At 71.2% G+C, this 19,087-nt stretch carries 15 protein-coding genes; 9 read left to right on the forward strand and 6 right to left on the reverse strand.

What is annotated here, in order from left to right; all coding sequences use genetic code 11:
- Nucleotides 1-36: 36 nt before the first annotated feature.
- Together LHJ74_RS06985 and LHJ74_RS06990 are read right to left on the reverse strand one after the other, a co-directional pair.
- On the reverse strand, nucleotides 37-1,188 hold the full coding sequence (locus tag LHJ74_RS06985; protein WP_260217355.1) for a cation:proton antiporter: 1,152 nt from the start codon (nucleotides 1,186-1,188) through the stop codon (nucleotides 37-39).
- Between the two features lie 303 nt (nucleotides 1,189-1,491).
- Nucleotides 1,492-3,807 (reverse strand): (Fe-S)-binding protein, encoded by a 2,316-nt coding sequence (locus LHJ74_RS06990; RefSeq protein WP_260216672.1) that lies wholly within the window; start codon nucleotides 3,805-3,807, stop codon nucleotides 1,492-1,494.
- 187 nt (nucleotides 3,808-3,994) lie between these two features.
- On the opposite strand from LHJ74_RS06990, the gene LHJ74_RS06995 reads away from it, so the two are divergent.
- Entirely contained in the window at nucleotides 3,995-5,242 is a 1,248-nt protein-coding gene (locus tag LHJ74_RS06995) for a PP2C family protein-serine/threonine phosphatase (protein ID WP_260216673.1), read from the forward strand.
- Nucleotides 5,243-5,309: 67 nt separating this feature from the next.
- Here the strand turns inward: LHJ74_RS06995 and LHJ74_RS07000 are convergent, their stop codons facing one another.
- The gene (locus LHJ74_RS07000; RefSeq protein WP_260216674.1) at nucleotides 5,310-5,903 is read right to left on the reverse strand and encodes a helix-turn-helix domain-containing protein; all 594 of its coding nucleotides are present in this window, start codon (nucleotides 5,901-5,903) and stop codon (nucleotides 5,310-5,312) included.
- Between the two features lie 71 nt (nucleotides 5,904-5,974).
- A complete protein-coding gene (locus tag LHJ74_RS07005; protein ID WP_260216675.1) occupies nucleotides 5,975-7,243 on the reverse strand; it encodes an MFS transporter in 1,269 nt (422 codons plus the stop codon).
- A gap of 265 nt (nucleotides 7,244-7,508) precedes the next feature.
- On the opposite strand from LHJ74_RS07005, the gene dnaK reads away from it, so the two are divergent.
- From dnaK to LHJ74_RS07025, 4 genes are read left to right on the forward strand one after another with little or no spacing between them, the layout of a single operon-like run.
- Nucleotides 7,509-9,401, forward strand: a complete 1,893-nt coding sequence (dnaK, locus tag LHJ74_RS07010) for a molecular chaperone DnaK (protein WP_260216676.1) — start codon at nucleotides 7,509-7,511, stop codon at nucleotides 9,399-9,401.
- The gene (grpE, locus tag LHJ74_RS07015) at nucleotides 9,398-10,219 is read left to right on the forward strand and encodes a nucleotide exchange factor GrpE (RefSeq protein WP_260216677.1); all 822 of its coding nucleotides are present in this window, start codon (nucleotides 9,398-9,400) and stop codon (nucleotides 10,217-10,219) included. Before dnaK ends, grpE begins: the two co-directional genes overlap by 4 nt.
- A 52-nt stretch (nucleotides 10,220-10,271) precedes the next feature.
- On the forward strand, nucleotides 10,272-11,495 hold the full coding sequence (gene dnaJ / locus LHJ74_RS07020; RefSeq protein WP_260216678.1) for a molecular chaperone DnaJ: 1,224 nt from the start codon (nucleotides 10,272-10,274) through the stop codon (nucleotides 11,493-11,495).
- 1 nt (nucleotide 11,496) lies between these two features.
- Entirely contained in the window at nucleotides 11,497-11,964 is a 468-nt protein-coding gene (locus LHJ74_RS07025) for a heat shock protein transcriptional repressor HspR (RefSeq protein WP_260216679.1), read from the forward strand.
- Nucleotides 11,965-12,141: 177 nt separating this feature from the next.
- On the opposite strand, the gene LHJ74_RS07030 is transcribed toward LHJ74_RS07025, so the two are convergent.
- Both LHJ74_RS07030 and LHJ74_RS07035 read right to left on the reverse strand, forming a co-directional pair.
- A complete protein-coding gene (locus tag LHJ74_RS07030; RefSeq protein ID WP_260216680.1) occupies nucleotides 12,142-12,861 on the reverse strand; it encodes a hypothetical protein in 720 nt (239 codons plus the stop codon).
- A 147-nt stretch (nucleotides 12,862-13,008) separates the two neighbouring features.
- Nucleotides 13,009-13,605 carry a hypothetical protein gene (locus tag LHJ74_RS07035; protein ID WP_260216681.1) on the reverse strand — a complete coding sequence of 199 codons (597 nt, stop codon included), beginning with the start codon at nucleotides 13,603-13,605 and terminating at the stop codon, nucleotides 13,009-13,011.
- A gap of 118 nt (nucleotides 13,606-13,723) precedes the next feature.
- On the opposite strand from LHJ74_RS07035, the gene LHJ74_RS07040 reads away from it, so the two are divergent.
- The 4 genes from LHJ74_RS07040 (at nucleotide 13,724) to LHJ74_RS07055 (ending at nucleotide 19,007) form a co-directional block, all read left to right on the forward strand.
- Nucleotides 13,724-14,224 carry a DUF6196 family protein gene (locus tag LHJ74_RS07040; RefSeq protein WP_260216682.1) on the forward strand — a complete coding sequence of 167 codons (501 nt, stop codon included), beginning with the start codon at nucleotides 13,724-13,726 and terminating at the stop codon, nucleotides 14,222-14,224.
- Nucleotides 14,225-14,522: 298 nt separating this feature from the next.
- Nucleotides 14,523-14,714, forward strand: coding sequence for a hypothetical protein (locus LHJ74_RS07045; protein ID WP_260216683.1), 192 nt, complete (start codon nucleotides 14,523-14,525; stop codon nucleotides 14,712-14,714).
- 5 nt (nucleotides 14,715-14,719) lie between these two features.
- Nucleotides 14,720-16,669 carry an AfsR/SARP family transcriptional regulator gene (locus LHJ74_RS07050; RefSeq protein ID WP_260216684.1) on the forward strand — a complete coding sequence of 650 codons (1,950 nt, stop codon included), beginning with the start codon at nucleotides 14,720-14,722 and terminating at the stop codon, nucleotides 16,667-16,669.
- Nucleotides 16,670-16,673: 4 nt separating this feature from the next.
- Nucleotides 16,674-19,007: a TOMM precursor leader peptide-binding protein gene (locus LHJ74_RS07055; protein ID WP_260216685.1), complete on the forward strand. Its 2,334-nt coding sequence runs from the start codon at nucleotides 16,674-16,676 to the stop codon at nucleotides 19,005-19,007.
- The last annotated feature ends 80 nt before the right edge of the window (nucleotides 19,008-19,087 follow it).

The raw sequence follows: 19,087 nt of genomic DNA on the forward strand, positions 1-19,087 counted from the left end.
TGCGGAAATTCGGCGGGGTGCCCTGCCCGGCCCCCGTCAGGTGCGGGTGAGGGTGGCTGCCGGCAGGGCGCGGGCGAGCCATCCGGAGCGCCCCGCCGCCAGGGGTGCGAGTACGGCCAGGATCAGCACGTACCCGGCGATGAACGGCCCGAGGCGGGCGTCCAGCCCGGCATTGGCCGCCATCGTGGCGAGGATGAGGGCGAACTCACCTCTGGCCAGCAGCGTCGTCGCGATGTTCGCGGCGGGCCGGGCGCCGAAGCCGTAGATCCGGGCGGCGAACAGTCCGGCGGCCACGTTCATCCCCACGGTGAGCACCGCCGCGATCAGCACCGGCCATACGACGCTCGCCAGGTCACCCGGGTCGATGGACAGGCCGAAGCCGAAGAAGAAGATGGCCCCGAACGCGTCCCGCAGCGGGTGGACGAGCTCCCTGATGCGGTCGCCGGAGGTGGTGTTTCCCAGCATCAGGCCGACCATGAACGCCCCGATGGCGTCCGCGACTCCGAATTCCTCCGAGATCCCGGCGACCAGCACCACCGCACCGAGGAAGGAGATCACGAGCAGCTCGTCGTCCTTGGTGGCGATCAGCCGCCCGATGAGCTTGCTGCCCCAGCGGGCCGCCACCGCCAGCAGCAGCAGGAACGCGAACGCCTTGCCCGCCTGGAACACGGCCGAGCCCACGCTGTCGGCGCCGGCGATGACCGGCTGGAGCGCGGCGAGGTAGAGGGCCAGGAAGATGTCCTCGACGACGATGATGCCGAGGATCGGCTTGGACTCCGGATTCCCGATCCGGCCGAGGTCGACAAGGATCTTGGTGACGATGGCGGAGGACGAGATGCCCAGCACGCCCGCGAGGACCAGGGCCTCCGAGAAGCCCCAGCCGAGTACGAGGCCGAAACCGAAGCCCGCGCTGACGTTCAGCGCCAGATAGACGCTGCCGGCGAGGGCCATCTTCCGGCCACCGGTCTTGAGATCGTCCAGGTGGAATTCGAGGCCGAGGTAGAAGAGCAGCAGCACCAGGCCGAGGGCGGTGAGCATCTCCAGCTGGTGCGGGTCGTCGACGAGGACGAAGCCGGGGGTGTGCGGGCCGAGCAGCATCCCGGCGAGGATGAAGAGCGGAATGGTCGGCAGGCCGATGCTGCGGCCCAGCCGGGCGAGGACGGCGGCGGCGAGGAAGGCCCCGCCCATGGCGATGAGCGTGTCAGCGTGTCCCACCCGCGGTCACCCGCCCCTGCGCGGGGGCGTCGGCGGCGCGGACGGGCGGGCAGGGAAAGGGCGAGGGCGAGGGGGAGGGGAATGGGGACGGGGGCGCGGCAGCAAGCGGTCACTCCTCCGGGCACGTGAGGGGAAGTCAATGATTGGTCAAGTAAGCTTCAATAGTTACTTTACCAAACGATTTTTTCGCACCGTCCCGTGCTCATGACGAAGTGCGGCCCCGTTCTCACCCAAGGGATGAGAACGGGGCCGCTGGGGACGCTTCGCGCCGTCGGGCTACTGGGCGGGCTCCGGCTCCGGGGCGTCCGTCGCCTCCGAGACGCCCGCCGAGGGGTCGGCGGGGGTGCGGACGGATTCCAGCAGCAGCTGAGCGACGTCCACGACCTGCAGGTTCGCCTTTGCCTGCCCCTCCGTGGCGGTGCTGCCCTCGGGCGCCTTCTTGCCGTTCACCGAGTCCGTCAGCATCACGAGGCAGAACGGGCAGGCAGTGGAGATGATGTCGGGATTGAGTGACAGCGCCTCGTCCACGCGCTCGTTGTTGACGCGCTTGCCGATCCGCTCCTCCATCCACATTCGCGCACCGCCCGCGCCGCAGCAGAAGCCGCGCTCCTTGTGGCGGTGCATCTCCTCGTTGCGCAGGCCCGGCACCCGGCCGATGATCTCGCGCGGCGGTGTGTAGACCTTGTTGTGGCGGCCCAGGTAGCAGGGGTCGTGGTAGGTGATGAGGCCCTCGACCGGGGTGACCGGCACCAGCTTGCCCTCGTCGATCAGGTGCTGGAGCAGCTGGGTGTGGTGGATGACCTCGAAGTGGCCGCCCAGCTGCGGGTATTCGTTCGCGATCGTGTTGAAGCAGTGCGGGCAGGTCGCCACGATCTTCTTCTTGGACGCGGGCTTCTTCGTGGCCCCGTGCTCGTCGTCCCCCTCGTCCTCGCCGAAGGCGGCGTTGAGGTTGGCGACGTTCTCCTCGCCCAGCTGCTGGAAGAGGAACTCGTTGCCCAGCCGCCGTGCCGAGTCGCCCGTGCACTTCTCGTCGCCGCCCATGATGGCGAACGAGACGCCCGCGATGTGCAGCAGCTCCGCGAAGGCCTTCGTCGTCTTCTTCGCCCGGTCCTCGAGCGCGCCCGCGCAGCCGACCCAGTACAGGTACTCGACCTCGGTGAGGTCCTCGACCGTCTTGCCGACGATCGGCACCTCGAAGTCGACCTCCTTCGTCCACTCCAGCCGCTGCTTCTTGGCCAGGCCCCAGGGGTTGCCCTTCTTCTCCAGGTTCTTGAGCATCGTCCCGGCCTCGCTCGGGAACGCGCTCTCGATCATCACCTGGTAGCGCCGCATGTCGAGGATGTGGTCGACGTGCTCGATGTCGACTGGGCACTGCTCGACGCACGCGCCGCAGGTGGTGCAGGACCACAGCACGTCCGGGTCGATGACGCCGTTCTCCTCGTACGTGCCGATCAGCGGACGCTCGGCCTCCGCCAGCGCGCTCGCCGGTACGTCGGCCAGCTGCTCGGCCGTCGCCTTCTCCACGCCCTCCGCGTCCTTGCCGCCCCCGGCCAGCAGATAGGGGGCCTTCGCGTGCGCGTGGTCGCGCAGCGACATGACCAGCAGCTTGGGCGAGAGCGGCTTGCCGGTGTTCCATGCGGGGCACTGCGACTGGCAGCGCCCGCACTCCGTACAGGTGGAGAAGTCCAGCAGGCCCTTCCAGGAGAAGTGCTCGACCTGGGAGACGCCGAAGTGGGTCTCCTCGCCGCCCTCCTCGTCGAACACCGTCTCGAAGTCGATGGCCTTGCCGCCGGAGGTCATCGGCTGGAGCGCGCCCAGCGCGTTGCCGCCCCGCGCCTCGCGCTTGAACCAGATGTTGGGGAAGCCGAGGAAGCGGTGCCAGGCCACGCCCATGTTCGTGTTGAGGCTGACGACGATCATCCAGATGAACGAGGTGCTGATCTTGATCGCGGCGGTCACGTAGACGATGTTCTGCAGCGTGCTCTCGCTCAGCCCGTCGAAGGCGGCCACCAGCGGGTACGAGAGGAAGTACGCCGCGTCGTACCCCTCGACGTGGTGCAGCGCCCCCTCCAGGCCGCGCAGGGTGAAGATCGCCAGACCGACGATGAGGATCACGATCTCGACGAAGTACGCCTGGCCCGTCTTGGAGCCGGTGAAGCGGGATTTGCGGCCCGCACCGGAGGGCCTGCTCAGCTGCCGGATCACGATCAGCGTGAGGATGCCCACCGCCGTCATGGCGCCCACGAACTCGACGAACATCTCGTACGGCAGCCAGGTGCCGATGACCGGCAGGACCCAGTCCGCCTGGAAGAGCTGCCCGAAGGCGTTCACGATGGTGAGCAGGAGCGTGTAGAAGCCGATCGCGACGAACCAGTGTGCGATCCCGATGATGCCCCACCGGTTCATCCGGGTGTGGCCGAGGAACTCCCGGGCCAGGGTGAGGGTGCGCTGTGCCGGTTCGTCGGTGCGCGTGCCGGCGGGAACCGGCGCTCCCAAGGCCATCGTGCGATAGATCTGGAGGACGGCGCGCGCGAACAGCGCGACGCCGATGGCGGGCAGCACCAGGGAAACGACGATCGCCGCGAGTTGCATGAGGGCTCCTCGGACCTGCGGGGCGAAGCTTTATTTACTAAGCGGTAACTTAATGGGCTCGTACGAGACTACCCACTATCGCAGCGGCGCTGTACCCGAACCCACGGTGATCTGCGTCGCGGGAATCGCTGCGATAACGTCTTTCATGATGTATGACAAAAGGGGCAAGAAGGGGCGAAGGGCAATCGTGCGGCAACATGAACGCCTCTGGGCGGCGGTCCCCTGGCTGCTGATCGCCGCGATCCCGGTTGTCGAGGTGATCCGCCGCTCCCTGGAGGTCGACGAGATCCGGGTGATCTCGCTGCTCGTCGCCGCGCCCGCCACCGCCGCGATCAGAGGCCGCCCCCGGTCGGTGCTCGCCGTGTCGATCGCGGCCTTCGTTGTCGCGCTGGGCAATCTGGAGGTCGACTCCGGCAGCGACATGGACCATCGTCTCACCGCGCTCGGGGCGGTGATGCTCATGAGCGTCGTGAGCATGTGGGCCAGCGTCGGACGGGCGCGCAGCGCTGCACAGCTGAGCCAGGTACGGCGGGTGGCCGAGGCCGCCCAGCTCGCACTGCTGCGGCCGATGCCCCGCCGGGTGGGCGAGCTGCGGATGGCCGCGCGCTATCTCGCCGCCGAGTCCGAGGCCCGGATCGGAGGAGACCTGTACGAGGCGGGCGAGGGCCCGCACGGCACCCGGCTGATCATCGGAGACGTCCGAGGCAAAGGGCTGCCCGCCGTGCTGACGGCGGGGGCCGTGCTCGGAGCCTTCCGCGAGGCGGCACGCTACGAACGAGAGCTCACCCGCATCGCCGTGCGCTGCTCACAAGCAGTCAGCCTGCTGGTGCGAAGCAGCATCGAGGAAGAGGCACGGCGTGAGGAAGGGGCCAGAGCGAAAAGCCCCGAGGTGGGCGGCGAAGACGCCGAAGATTTCGCTGACGCCGACGGACCCTGGGCCGAGTGGGGCGCCATGGTGGGACAGGCGGTTCCGGACGCGGTGGAGCTGTTCGTCACCGCGATCCTCGTCGAGTTCGACGGGCCGGTGCTGCGTATGGTCAATCTCGGTCACCCGCCGCCGCTGCTGCTGACGGACCGCACCGCCGAATATGTCGAGGTCAAAGAACCACTGCCGCCGCTGGGCCTTGCCGACCTGTTCCCCGACGACTTCTCCGTGCACACGCAGCAGTGGCGGCGGGGCGACCGGCTGCTGCTCTACACGGACGGCATCACCGAGGCCCGCAACAGCGACGGGGAGTTCTTTCCGCTCCAGCCGTGTGCGAACGACCTGCTGAGGGTGCGGACCGCCGCGCTGCCCGACGAACTGCTGCGGGAGGTCGGTCGGCACACGGGCGGCGAGTTGGAGGACGACGCCGCGATCGTCACGGTGGAGTGGAGCGGGGAGCGGGCTCCGGCGGACGGCGCGCGGGGAACCACGAGCGGCCGGGGCGCGTGACGGACGGCAGCGGCAGCGGCATGGCATGGCGCCGGACGGCACGAGGGGACCCCGCTACGGCCGCCCGTTACGGCTGCCCGCCGTCGCTGCGGCCGCCTTCCCCGCCCTCGCTGTTCCCGGCTTCGCCGCTGCCGCCGTCGCGCGTCATCTCGAAAAGCACCACCGTCGCGCTCACCCGCACCGCGCCGGGCGTGTGCGGAGGACGGGCCGCGGCGTGCAGCTCCTCGCCCAGCTCCCGGGCGTGCTGCCGGATCGCCTGCCACTCGCCCGGGTCGATCCACAGCTCCGCGTCGGTCAGCTCGCCCTCGCCGGCCGGCGACCGTTCGGCCGAACGGCGGCGCAGCTCCTCACCGAGTGCCGCCGCCACCAGCAGATGCTCCTCGGGGCTCTGCGCGACGAGGTGCTCGCCGCTGCCGGGGTCGTGCCGGTAGCGCTTGGCCCGGCCGCCACGGACGCCGATCTCCTCCACCAGCTCGACGAGTCCGGCCGCGTGCAGCCTGCGCAGGTGGTAGCTGACGTTGGCCTGGGTCTCGTCCAGTGCCCGCGCCGCCTCGGCGGCGCTGAAGGCGGCGCCCGTGAGGAGCGAGAGCAGCCGCAGCCGGAGCGGGTGGGCCAGCACCCGGAGTCCGCCGACGGCGGCGCGGGAGCGCGGTTCGGGCATCGGCCCAGTATGCGGCGGTGCCGGGAAGGCGGTCAAAAGCCCTCGTTGGGCACCGCCCGAGACCCTGGGAGTCACCGGGCCCCTGAGCGGACGGTGAGCGACCGGACTTCCCTGCTGCACAGTGCGGCGCACGTGGCCACCGCGACCAGCCCGGTACCGCCGAGCAGCGTCGCGCGGGCGCCGATCTCCTCTGCGAGCGGACCGGCCGTCATCTCGCCGGCGGGCAGCGCGAGCATCGAGCCGAGCGCGTCGTACGAGTAGACGCGCGCCAGCCGTTCCTGCGGGATGTGCTCCTGGAGCGAGAGGTCCCAGGCCACGCCGAACTGTTCGATCGCCATCCCGTTGACGAACATCGCGGCCAGCAAAATCGCCAGTTCGGCCGACTGGGCGAGGGCGAGGAGCGGCAGGGCGTCCAGCGCCACCACCGCGACGCCGATCCGCAGCGCGTGCTTCGCCTTCGAGCGGGCGACCACGATGCCGCCCACCAGCGCCCCGGCCATCTGGGTGGCGAGCACGAAGCCCCATGCCGTACGTCCGAAGGTGTCGTCGGCGATCGTCGGGCCGAGCACCTGGAGGCTGCCCGCCGCCACGGCGTTGACGACGAAGAACTGGAGGACGACCACCCACACCCAGCTGCGGGAGACGAACTCCTTCCATCCCTCGCGCAGTTCCTGCCACGGCTTCGTCCGCTCCCCGGAGCCGCCACGGGCGGACGCCAGGCCGGAGCCCGCCTGTCGGTACGCGGCTGCGGCGGCGAGGAAGGCGAGGGCGTTGCAGGCGAGCCCCCACCCCGGCCCGGTCAGTGCGGTGATCATGCCGCCGAGCGAGGTTCCGGCGATCATGCCGGTGTTCAGGCCCATCCGGGCGAGGGCGTTGGCGCCCCGCAGTTCCCCGGCGGGGACCGTCTGCGGGGTCAGCGCGGCCGAGGCCGGGATCGAGACGGCGGACACCGCGCCGTTCAGGACGCTGAGCACGACGAGCACCGTGAGGTCGGCCGCGTCCAGCAGCAGGGCCGCGGCGACGGCCCCCTGGGCGAGGGCCGCGGCGAGGCTCGCTCCCTGGAGCACGAGTCCGCGCGGGAGTCGGTCGGCGAGGAGGCCGCCGAACAGCAGCAGCACGGCGTTCGCGACCGACCGGGCACCGACGACGAGGCCGACCTCGACGGCCGATCCGCCCAGGTCGAGGACGGCGAAGGCAAGCGCCAGCGGGGCCATGGAGTTGGCGAAATAGGTGAGGGCGCGGCCGAGGGCCAGCTGCCGGAAGCGGCGGTGGCGCAGGGGCCGGAGCAGGGCTCCACGGGCGGGCGGGTCGGCGGGGCCCACGGGGGCGGGATCGGTCACTCGGGGAGTGTGCGCTGCCGTCGGCAAACAGTCAAACAACTATTTGGAGGTAGCCTGCTGATGCGTCAGGGCGCGTCAGAGTGCGCCGATGCGTGCAGCGGCGCACTGCGTCACCGCTCTGACCTGCAAATATGTGAGATGGGTCAGCCCTGCCTGTAAAGGCGGCATAAGAGTTGAGTGGGATACGCTCAAGCCATTTGACTTGCTCAACCTGGTCGTGCACTCTTGAGCCAGATCCACTCAAGGCTTAACTGGAGGAACTGAAATGGCACGTGCGGTCGGCATCGACCTGGGTACGACGAACTCCGTCGTCAGTGTTCTCGAAGGCGGTGAGCCCACCGTCATCACCAACGCCGAGGGCGCCAGGACCACGCCGTCCGTCGTCGCCTTCGCGAAGAACGGTGAGGTCCTGGTCGGCGAGGTCGCCAAGCGCCAGGCCGTCACAAACGTGGACCGCACGGTCCGCTCGGTCAAGCGCCACATGGGCACTGACTGGAAGATCAATCTGGACGGCAAGGACTTCAACCCGCAGCAGATGAGCGCCTTCGTGCTCCAGAAGCTGAAGCGGGACGCCGAGGCCTACCTGGGCGAGAAGGTGGCCGACGCGGTCATCACCGTCCCGGCGTACTTCAACGACCACGAGCGCCAGGCCACCAAGGAGGCCGGTGAGATCGCGGGCCTCAACGTCCTGCGCATCGTCAACGAGCCGACCGCCGCCGCGCTCGCCTACGGGCTGGAGAAGGAAGACCAGACGATCCTGGTCTTCGACCTGGGCGGTGGCACCTTCGACGTCTCGCTGCTGGAGATCGGCGACGGCGTCGTCGAGGTGAAGTCCACCAACGGCGACAACAAGCTCGGTGGTGACGACTGGGACCAGCGCGTGGTCGACCACCTGGTCAAGCAGTTCCAGTCCGGCCACGGCGTGGACCTGGGCAAGGACAAGATGGCGCTCCAGCGGCTGCGCGAGGCGGCGGAGAAGGCCAAGATCGAGCTGTCCAGCTCGACCGAGACCACGATCAACCTGCCCTACATCACGGCGTCCGCCGAGGGCCCGCTGCACCTGGACGAGAAGCTCAGCCGGGCGCAGTTCCAGCAGCTCACGCAGGATCTCCTGGAGCGCTGCAAGACCCCCTTCCACAACGTCATCAAGGACGCGGGTATCCAGCTGTCCGAGATCGACCACGTGGTGCTGGTCGGCGGCTCGACCCGGATGCCCGCCGTGGCCGAGCTGGTCAAGGAGCTGACCGGCGGCCAGGAGGCCAACAAGGGCGTCAACCCGGACGAGGTCGTGGCCATCGGCGCCTCGCTCCAGGCCGGCGTGCTCAAGGGTGAGGTCAAGGACGTCCTGCTGCTGGACGTCACCCCGCTGTCCCTCGGTATCGAGACCAAGGGCGGCATCATGACCAAGCTGATCGAGCGGAACACCACGATTCCGACGAAGCGCTCGGAGATCTTCACCACGGCCGAGGACAACCAGCCGTCCGTGCAGATCCAGGTCTACCAGGGCGAGCGCGAGATCGCGGCGTACAACAAGAAGCTCGGGATGTTCGAGCTGACCGGCCTGCCGCCCGCCCCGCGCGGGGTGCCGCAGATCGAGGTCACCTTCGACATCGACGCGAACGGCATCATGCACGTCGGAGCCAAGGACCTCGGCACCGGCAAGGAGCAGAAGATGACCGTCACCGGCGGCTCCGCGCTGCCGAAGGACGACATCGAGCGCATGATGCGCGACGCCGAGCAGTACGCGGACGAGGACACCAAGCGCCGCGAGTCCGCGGAGACCCGCAACCAGGCCGAGCAGCTCGTCTACACCACCGAGAAGTTCCTCAAGGACAACGACGAGAAGGTTCCGGCCGACGTCAAGGCCGAGGTCGAGACCTCGCTCGCCGACCTCAAGGAGAAGCTGAAGGGCGGCGAGACGGCCGAGGGTGAGGACACCGCGGCCATCCGCGAAGCCTCCGAGAAGGTGGCGGCCACCAGCCAGAAGCTGGGCCAGGCGCTTTACGCCGACGCCCAGGCCGCCCAGGCGGCAGGCGGCCCTGACGGCGCCCAGCCCGGCGCCGGCCAGGGTCAGGCCAAGGCCGACGGCGGCGCCGAGGACGACGTCGTCGACGCCGAGATCGTCGACGACGACAAGCCGAAGGACGGTGCGGTGTGACGGAGGAGACTCCGGGCTTCCCACAGGAGCCCGACGTCCCCGCCGACGCCGCACAGGACTCGCAGCCTGAAGACGCGGCAGAGGCCGCCGGGTCCGCTCCCTCCGGGGAAGCGGGCCCGGCGGGCCGGGCCGGGGACACCCAGGACAACCAGAAAGCGCAGAGCGCCGGGGAGGCCGAGCAGCAGAAGCGCGCGGGCAAGCCGGGGCAGCCCGGCCAGCCGGATCAGCCGGGGCAGAAGCCGTCCGGCCAGGGCGCCGAGGCCGGCACCTTGGGTCAGGAGGCGGCGCTGACGGCCCAGCTCGACCAGGTGCGTACGGCACTTCAGGAGCGGACGCAGGACCTGCAGCGGCTCCAGGCGGAGTTCCAGAACTACCGTCGCCGGGTCGAGCGGGACCGTGTCTCCGTCAAGGAGATCGCGGTCGCGAATCTCCTGACGGAACTGCTGCCCGTGCTGGACGACATCGGCCGTGCGCGTGATCACGGTGAGTTGCAGGGCGGCTTCAAGTCCGTCGCCGAATCGCTGGAGATGGTCGCGGCGAAGATGGGCCTGATGCAGTTCGGCAAGGAGGGCGAGCCCTTCGATCCGATGGTGCACGAGGCGCTGATGCACTCGTACTCCCCGGATGTCACCGAGACGACGTGCGTGCAGATCCTTCAGCCGGGGTATCGCATCGGCGAGCGCACCATCCGTCCCGCGAGGGTCGGCGTCGCGGAACCGCAGCCGGGCGCCCAGCCCGCGCAGGCGGGGCAGTCTCCGGATTCCCGGGCCGAGGAGCCCGCGGAGGACGAGGACACCAATGGCACGGACGACGGCTGACCGCCGGGCGGATGGCCGAGCAGATGGATGAACGGGAGGAGGGACGTCGAGGATGAGTACCAAGGACTTCATCGAGAAGGACTACTACAAGGTTCTCGGCGTCCCGAAGGACGCGACCGAAGCCGAGATCAAGAAGGCGTACCGGAAGCTCGCCCGCGAGAACCACCCGGACGCCAACCGCGGTGACGCCCAGGCCGAGGAGCGCTTCAAGGACGCCTCCGAGGCGTACGACGTGCTGGGCGACGCCAAGCGCCGCAAGGAGTACGACGAGGCACGCACCCTCTTCGGGAACGGCGGCTACCGTCCCGGGCCCGGTGCGGGCGGCGGCGCGGGCGGCTTCAACTTCGACCTGGGCGACCTCTTCGGCGGCACCCAGGGCGGCCCGGCCGGCGCCGGCGGCCCGGGTGGTCCCGGCCCCGGCGGTCCCGGTGGCGCGGGCGGCTTCGGCGGTGGCCTGGGCGACGTCTTCGGCGGGCTGTTCAACCGCGGCGGCACCACCACACGTACGCAACCGCGCCGTGGCCAGGACATCGAATCCGAGGTGACGCTCAGCTTCACCGAGGCGGTGGACGGCGCGACGGTGCCGCTGCGGATGTCCTCGTCGGCCGCCTGCAAGAGCTGCGCGGGCACCGGCGACAAGAACGGCTCACCCCGGGTATGCCCCACCTGCGTGGGGACGGGGCAGGTCAGCCGGGGCGGCGGGGGCGGCTTCTCGCTCACCGACCCCTGTGTCGACTGCAAGGGCCGCGGCCTGATCGCTCAGGACCCGTGCGACAACTGCAAGGGCAGCGGGCGGGCGACGAGTTCGCGCACCATGCAGGTGCGCATCCCGGCCGGGGTTTCGGACGGGCAGCGCATCCGGCTGCGCGGCAAGGGCGCGCCCGGTGAGCGTGGCGGCCCCGCAGGCGACCTGTATGTGGTCGTGCATGTGGACAAGCACCCGGTCTTCGGCCGCCGGGGCGACAATCTCACCGTCACCGTCCCGGTCACCTTCGCGGAGGCGGCGCTCGGCGGCGAGATCAAGGTCCCGACTCTCGGCGGCCCGCCGGTGACGCTGAAACTGCCGCCCGGCACCCCCGGTGGCCGTACGATGCGGGCGCGGGGCAAGGGCGCGGTGCGCAAGGACGGCACCCGTGGCGACCTGCTGGTCACCGTCGAGGTGGCCGTACCGAGGGACTTGAGCGACAAGGCGCGGGACACCCTGGAGTCCTACCGCGACGCCACCGCGACCGAAGACCCGAGAGCCGCGCTGTTCAAGGCAGCGAAGGGAGACTGAGATGACCGGCCGAGGTGGGCACGGCCCCCGTTTCGGGGGAGCGCAGCACTTTGAGCTGACGGACGACTCTCCGGTGTACGTCATCTCGGTCGCCGCTCAGCTCTCCGGCCTGCACCCGCAGACGCTGCGCCAGTACGACCGCCTCGGCCTGGTCTCCCCGGACCGTACGGCCGGGCGCGGCCGTCGCTACTCCGCGCGCGACATCGAACTGCTCCGCCAAGTCCAGCAGCTGAGCCAGGACGAGGGCATCAACCTCGCCGGGATCAAGCGCATCATCGAGCTGGAGAACCAGGTCGCCGCGCTCCAGGCGCGCGCTGCCGAGCTCCAGCAGGCGCTGGAGGGCGCCGCCGTGACGATGCGCCAGCGCGAGGCCCAGGTCCACGCCTCCTACCGGCGCGACCTGGTGCCGTACCAGGACGTCCAGCAGTCCAACGCCCTGGTCGTCTGGCGGCCGAACCGCCGCCGCTAGGCCGGTGGCCGTCGGCTGGACCGGCCCGCATGACCGATCAGGAGCGTACAGCCGCGCTGGCCGCGGTCAGAGAGTCTCTCGCGCTCATCGCGGCGGAATCCCAGCCCAGCGTTCGTTGACCCTCCATGGCGCCAGTGCCAGCGCCAGCGCTGAGCGCCGTGCCGCGCGTCGAGTGGCTTACCGGGCCGGGCCGGTGACGAACTGGCGCAGCAGATCCTCGGTCTGGTCCCGGGTCATCTGCGCGTAGACCCTGCTGGGTTTCTTGCTCCCCGCGACGCTGCCACTGAGCCGGTCCGGGCACCCGTCGGGGCTGCCGGCGCCGGCGGCCTCGACCCTCCGCACGGCCTTGCCGGTGCGCAGTTCGTAGACGGTGTAGGTGTATGTCTGGGAGTACAGCGGATAGGTGGTGGCATCCGTACCGAGCCTGGTGTAGTTGCACGAGCCGACCTGCTGCGAGCCCTTGCTGCCCTCTCCGCAGGCGAGCAGCTCCATCTCGGCGGCTTCCTCCGGCCCCATGACGACCTCGACGTCGGGGAACCGCACCTGCCAGAAGGTGTAGGAGCCGGAGAGGTCGCTGTCGCCCTCGTAGTCGTCCTGGAAGACCGCCATGGTGTGCGGCCCCTTCCCCTTGTACTCGGCGGCCTCGGGGACGCCCTTCCCCATCTCGGCGCATTTCTGGTCCAGGTCCTTCACCTTGAGTGTCTCCTCGGAGGGCGACGGTGAGGCGGATGGCGAGGACGGGGCGGATCCGGAGGGGGACGCGGTGGACGTGGCGGAGGGAGAGGGGGACTTCCCCGCGTCGTCCGTTCCGTCGCCGTCGTCCGAGCAGGCGCTCAGTGCGGCGAGGACGAGCGCCGTACCGACGGCGGCGCCGCCCCGGCGTGTGGGTCTGCGCACCAGAAAGCTCCCCTCCGAGGGCCGAGCCCCCGTTGCTCCGGGATCAGCGGGCTCCCGGCCTGCCTCGTCGGAAGCGTAGCCGAGCCCGCGCGGCCTGACCGGGGTTGCGGCCGAACGCGCCTACCGGGCAGACGAGGTGACTGTCCGTCAGCATGGCCGCTGCCGCCGCGCACGGGCCCCGCGAGGCGGCAAAGGCAGCGGATGGCCTCCGGCGTCCAGCCACGCGGCGCGCAGCTCGCGGTGCAAGCGGGTCAACTCCCTCGGAGCGTGCGGCGGCGCCTCGTTGTACGCCTGCCCGTACCGGCCGTGGTCGCCGGGGCCGAACTCCGGGCCCTCGTGGAGACCCATCCCGCCGTGCACGAACGACGGCACCCAGCGGGTGGTGCCGTCCCGCATGCGCAGTGCCACCCGCCACCGCCCGCCCGGCCCGGTGTTCCCCGTGCGATGCGCCAGTTCCACCTCGGCGACGTCGGCCCAGGACACCCTGCGTACCCGCACCAGCCCCACCAGCACCGCCTCTTCGCCGCCCATGACGATCCGCCGCATCGCGGTGCGCAGGCATCCGGCGGTCAGCAACGCCCACATCACGTACTCCGCTGCGGACACCGACTGGTTCGGGGCGAACGGCCCGCGGTCCAGCGTCGAGGCCCACACGTTCAGCACTCCGCACGTGAGCGCCGCCGCCGCGAGGAACAGCCACCACACGTATCGCGGCCGGTGCCGCAGCACCCGCTTCCCGTCCATCGGCCCCCTTCGCACCTGGACCACTTTCGATCCGGGCCGCCCCGTGCGCAAGTTCCGGACGGCAGACCCTCGTTCCGGAGGCAGGAATGCCCGGGGTGGTGCCTCGGTTGAGCTCTCCATGGTCAGCATCAGTCACGAGACAGCGCAGGAAACCCGCACGCGGCTGCGACGGGTGCTCGCGGAGGCCCCCTTCGAGATCCTGTCCGGGCATTGGGCGTACCACGAGCACCCCGCCGGTCCGGTACCGCAGCCGTCCGCCGACGCGCTGGCTCTGGTGCGCGATGCCGAGAGCTGGTCGGTCCTTGAACCGGCGCGCGGTGATGAGGCGGAGGTCTTCGGCGTCTTCGCCTTCCACTTCCCGGCGGCAGCCGACAACAGCGGCTTTGTCGGCTGGCTGGCCGGCGAGCTCAAGGAGCGTCTCGGCACCGGTGTGGCCGTGCTCTGCGGCTACAACTCGGCGCAGGGCGGCATCTACGACTACTGGCTCGTCCCCGCACCACTTCTGGGTGAGGCGGTGGCACATGTGCGCAGTCTGGCGGCGGAGGGCAGCGAGGGTGGCGAGGGCAGCCAGGGCAGCGAGGGCAGCCAGGGCAGCGAGGGCAGCGAGAGCGGCTGGTGAGTCCGGCCCGCGGGCTGCCCGCATCCCCTTCCCACCCCGCGTACCTCCCACACCTCACAGATGAGATGATCTGCGAAAGGTCTTTTCTCCACCCATAGTTGTCCGGGATGTGACCCGGTCTCCGTCACCGCGACGGCTGGAGTCCGGCCTGTCAGCATGCTGCCGTGACCGGTGCAGCATGCTGTCAGCGCTGTCCCTGTCGCGGGCCTCCCGCTGCCTGCCAGAGTCGGAACGACCAGCGACCAGGCAGTTTGATCGGGGGAGAGCCATGGGTGCAGGATTCGTTCGCCGAGCGGGCGTGAGCAGGGCTGTTGTCGTCACAGGGCTGGCGCTGGGCGCCTTCGCGCTGTCGGCGGGCGGCGCCGCTGCCGCTGACGGGGGCACGGCGGTGGAGCTGCGGCTGCCCGCGCCCGCCACTGCCGAGCCGTGTGCGGGCGGCGGTTCCGCGGCGGGTGCCCAGAGCTGCACGCTGGTCAACGGCTGGCAGTAACAGGCGTGCGGTTTCAGCTTCTTGGACCGCTGAGCATGACGGACGGGAACGACGCCGTCGTACTCCAGCCGTCCAAGCCGACGATCCTGCTCGCCACACTCCTTCTGCACGCCAACTCCGTCGTCTCCGTCGGCTATCTGCTGCGCACCGTCTGGGGCGAGGAACAGCCTGCCACCGCCAAGGCGGCGCTCCAGACCTGTGTGCTGCGGCTGCGCCGCCTCTTCAGCAAGCACGGTGTGACCGACACCCCCATCGAGGCGGTGCCCGGCGGCTACCGGATCACCGCCGGGGCGCAGACCCTCGACCTCATCCAGTTCCGGGAGCGGGTACGTGCCGCGGGCGGGCTCACCGCCGAGCCGGAGGCGGAGCTTTCCGCGCTCAAGGACGCGCTGGGGCTGTGGCAGGGCTCGGTGCTGGCGAACGTTCCCTCCAGCGTGCTGCACCGGGACGAGGTGCCCCGGCTCACCGAAGAGCGGCTGCGCAGTGTCGAACGCGTCTGTGATCTGGAACTGTCGATGGGACGGTGCGGTGAGGCACTGGTCGAGCTGTGGAGCGCCACGCGCAGCTATCCGGGCCACGAACGGTTCTGGGAACAGCTGATCGAGGCGCTCTACCGCACCGGACGGCAGTCCGAGGCGCTGGGCGAGTACCGGCGGATCAAGGGGCACCTGCTGGACGAGCTGGGCGTCGATCCGTCGCCCGCCTTGCAGCGGCTGGAGCTGCAGATCCTGCGCGGTGAGGATCTGGGCGCGGCGGAGAACGGCGCGGCGCACGGCACATCGCACGGCCGCCCGGTGGACTCCCGTACGGGCGGTGCCGGTGCGGCCGGTGGTGCGCTGGCTGCCTCCGGTGCGTCCGCGCCGCCCGCGCTGGAGCCCGCTCGGGCCGCCACGACGGTCTCCGTGCCCGAGCCGCCGGCGCTGGTGGTGGCCGAGGAGCCGGACATCGTCATCCCGGTGCCGCCCGTGCCGTCGTTCACCGGCCGGGCGGCCGAAGTCGCCGCGCTCGTCGCCCGGTTGACGGAGGGTGACGGCAGCGGCGACGGGCCGGGTGAAGGACACGGCATCGCCGGCGGCGGCGGATTCGCCACCCTCGTCTCCGGAGCGCCCGGCATCGGCAAGACGGCGCTGGCCCTGCACACCGCCCAACTGGTGAGGGAGAGCTTCCCCGACGGCCGGTTCCTGGTCCGGATGGTCCACCCCGACGGGACCCCGCGCAGCCCCGCGGTTGTCGCGGAGGCGCTGCGGGAGCACGGCCCCACCGGCACCCGCGCACTGCTCGTGCTGGACGACGTCGTCGACGCGGACCAGGTGCGTCCGCTGCTGACGGTGGTCGGCGACGGTGCCACGATCGTCACCAGCCGCCGGGGCCTCGCGGGGCTGGTCGCGACGCACGGTGGCTGGGTGCTGCGGCTCGGCACGTTCGCGCCGGAGGAGTCCCACCAGCTGCTGCTGTCCGTACTGGGCACCGAGCGGGTGTCGGCGGAGCCGGGTGCGGCGCGCAGGCTCGCCGCCGCCTGCGGCCACTACCCGCTGGCGCTGCGGATCCTGACCGCCCGGCTGCTGACCCGCCCCGGCCTGCGGCTGGCCGACGCGGTGGGCTGGCTGACCGAGGACCCGCTCGCCCGGCTCTCCCTCACCGACGCCCCCGGAATGTCCGTCGAGCGGGTGCTGGGCGGCGCGCTGGAGCGGCTGGAACCCGGTCTCGCGCAGGCTCTGCTGTGCGTCGGGACGCTGCCGGTGGACACGTTCCAGGCTGCCGACACCACCGACTCCCTCGCCCTCCCTGGGGCTCCGTCCGAAACCCCGGTCGCCGAGGCCGAGCTGCTGCTCGACCGCCTTGCCGATGCCGGGCTGCTGGAAGAGGGCTCCCCCGGGCCGTACCGGATGCACGAACTGCTCCGGGTCTACGCGCGTTGGGTCGCCGACCGATCCCGACCGAGACAGAAAGTGTGAATCCATGACTGCAGGAGCGTTCGAGGCTCTCGCCGGGACCCGCCCGCGCATCCGCCGGGATGTGCTCTTCACGGAGACCCCCGGCGGAGTGCTCTTCCACAACGCCGACGGCGGCTTCCACCTCACCGGGCGTACGGCCTACCGCTTTGCCGCGCTGATCGTTCCGCACCTCGCGGGTGAGCACCGGCTCGGGGAGATCTGCGACGGCTTCGGCCCGGCGCAGCAGGCGATGGCGGCGGAACTCGTCAAGACGCTGTACGCCCGGGGTTTCGCTCGCGACATCCCCGGCCCGGACGGAGCGGACCAAGCGGACGCAGCGGACGGAGGGGCCGAGCGAGCAGCGCGCGAGCCGGACACCGCGGTGTCCGGCCGGTTCGCCGCCCAGATCGCCTATGTCGACCACTACACCGACGGGGCGCCGGCCCGCTTCCAGCGCTTCCGCGACACCCGGGTCGCGGTGCTCGGCGACGACGAGACCGCCCGCTGGTGCGCACTCAGCCTGGTACGCAACGGCTGCGGAGCGATCGGCGTCCCCTACGCGCTGCGTACCGGCCGACTCGCCGAGGAGGCGCAGGAGTTGGCGGGCGACGGCTGCCCGGTGCGCATCGACGCCGTGGACGCCGCGGGCGCCGTCGATGCCGCGGGCGCCTGGGACGGGCTGGACGGCTACGACGTCGTCGTGGTCACCGGTCCTGACGCGGCGGCCCGTACCCATGCGCTGCTGGCGGCGGGCGTGCCCGAGGGCCGCACGGTGATTCCCTCCTGGACCTTCGGCGAGCGTGCCGTCACCGGCCCCCTCAACACCGCCGGAACCACGGGCTGCTGGTGCTGCGCACTGCTGCGGCTCGGCGCCAACGTGGACGCGGGCACGGCGGCGGACCTCTGGAGCACCCTCGCCGCCGGTGCCGGGCCGGCCGCCCCGGCGGCGGACGGCCCGCTGAGCGGGCCGGTCGCCGCGATGACGGGCAACCTCCTCGGTTACGAGATCTTCCGCCTGGCCACCGGCGCCCTGCCCGCCGAGACCGACCGGCAGGTGCTCATTCAGGATCTGCGGTCGCTGGACGTGCTGGCCGAGCCGGTGCAGCCGCACCCGCGCTGCCGGCTCTGCCCCGGCGGGCGGCCCGCCGCCGCCAGCGCGGACCCGGACCGGGTGACCGACGCGGACACCGACGCCGACCAGCACGCGGAGCAGCTCGGCCGGGTGCTGGCGGACGGCCCGGCGCTGCCCGCCGTGCCGACCGTCGAGACGGCGCGCGAAGCGGAGGAGCTCGTCGAACGGCTGCAGGCGGTCAGCAGCGCGCTGGTACGCGGCCATACCGGCACCTTCACCCGCTACGACGACGAGGAACTCACTCAGACGCCGCTGAAGATCAGCCGTCTGGTGGTACCGCTCGGGCACGGAGTCAGCCGCACGATCGCCGCGTTCGACGTGCACCATCTCGCGGGCGCCCGCACGCGGGCGCTGCACGCGGCGGCGGGCGTGCATGTGGAGCACGTGGTGCCGCTGGAGACCGCCGACGTCTCGGCCACCTCGCTGCTGACCAAGGAGCCGGTATGCGTCCCGGCGGCGGCGGTGCGGACCTTCGGTCCGTACAACCGTGACGGCGAGTATCCGGCCAGCAGCGCCGGTACGGGCGCGGGCGGTACGCCGCAGGAGGCGGCCGGGAGCGCGCTGCTCTCGGCGCTGGCGTACGAGGCGCTGCTGCACGCGGTGCGCGGGAGCACCCGGGTACGCCTGCTGGACGCGGGCGCTGATGTGGACGAGGACGCCGCAGGCGACACGGCGGGGGGTGCGGCGGCCGATCCGGAGCTGACCTTCCTGCTGAAGTCCGCGCACAACCTCGGTATCCACGCGGAGCTGCTCGACCTGGGCGAGAGCGCACGCTCCAGCGCCCACGTCGTGCTCGCCCGGGAGACCGGCGAGGGCGCCGGACGCTGGGCGACCGGCTGCGGGCTCTCCCGTACGGCCGCCGCCCGTGCCGCGCTGCGCGACCTGCTGGGGCAGGTGCAGCTCGCGAACGAGCGGGAGGAGCGGGAGGAGCGGCAGGAACCCGGGCAGCATCCAGCGGCCGTCGACATGGGTGATCCGCTGCTCGCCGAGCTGCTACCCGGCACGATCGCCCATGCGGGCGGCGACCGCGCGGAAGCGACCGTCACCGACACGGACACCACCGCCGTCGACACGACCTTCGACACCGTCCTCGACCGGCTGCGCGCCGCCGGACGTGACGTCCTGCTCATCCCCACCACCCCCGCCGCGCTGCGGTCCGCGGGCATCAGCACCTGCCGCGTACTGCTCACCCCGCACCTCTACGGGGGTGCCGGTGCGCACCGCTGAGCAGCCCGGCCCGCAGGCGCAGCACGCGCCGCGGCAGGCCGTGGACCAGCAATCCGTCCCGCGCGCGCAGCCGTACCCCG

Source organism: Streptomyces gossypii (assembly GCF_025165795.1).
Taxonomy (GTDB): Bacteria; Actinomycetota; Actinomycetes; order Streptomycetales; family Streptomycetaceae; genus Streptomyces; species Streptomyces gossypii.

Excerpts from the sequence above, each read along its gene's own strand:
- dnaJ (WP_260216678.1), top strand. The coding sequence starts at position 10,272 with ATGAGTACCAAGGACTTCATCGAGAAGGACTACTACAAGGTTCTCGGC.
- LHJ74_RS06985 (WP_260217355.1), bottom strand. The coding sequence starts at position 1,188 with ATGGGCGGGGCCTTCCTCGCCGCCGCCGTCCTCGCCCGGCTGGGCCGC.
- LHJ74_RS07000 (WP_260216674.1), bottom strand. The coding sequence starts at position 5,903 with ATGCCCGAACCGCGCTCCCGCGCCGCCGTCGGCGGACTCCGGGTGCTG.
- LHJ74_RS07055 (WP_260216685.1), top strand. The coding sequence starts at position 16,674 with ATGACTGCAGGAGCGTTCGAGGCTCTCGCCGGGACCCGCCCGCGCATC.
- LHJ74_RS07035 (WP_260216681.1), bottom strand. The coding sequence starts at position 13,605 with ATGGACGGGAAGCGGGTGCTGCGGCACCGGCCGCGATACGTGTGGTGG.
- LHJ74_RS07040 (WP_260216682.1), top strand. The coding sequence starts at position 13,724 with ATGGTCAGCATCAGTCACGAGACAGCGCAGGAAACCCGCACGCGGCTG.
- LHJ74_RS07025 (WP_260216679.1), top strand. The coding sequence starts at position 11,497 with ATGACCGGCCGAGGTGGGCACGGCCCCCGTTTCGGGGGAGCGCAGCAC.
- LHJ74_RS06990 (WP_260216672.1), bottom strand. The coding sequence starts at position 3,807 with ATGCAACTCGCGGCGATCGTCGTTTCCCTGGTGCTGCCCGCCATCGGC.
- dnaK (WP_260216676.1), top strand. The coding sequence starts at position 7,509 with ATGGCACGTGCGGTCGGCATCGACCTGGGTACGACGAACTCCGTCGTC.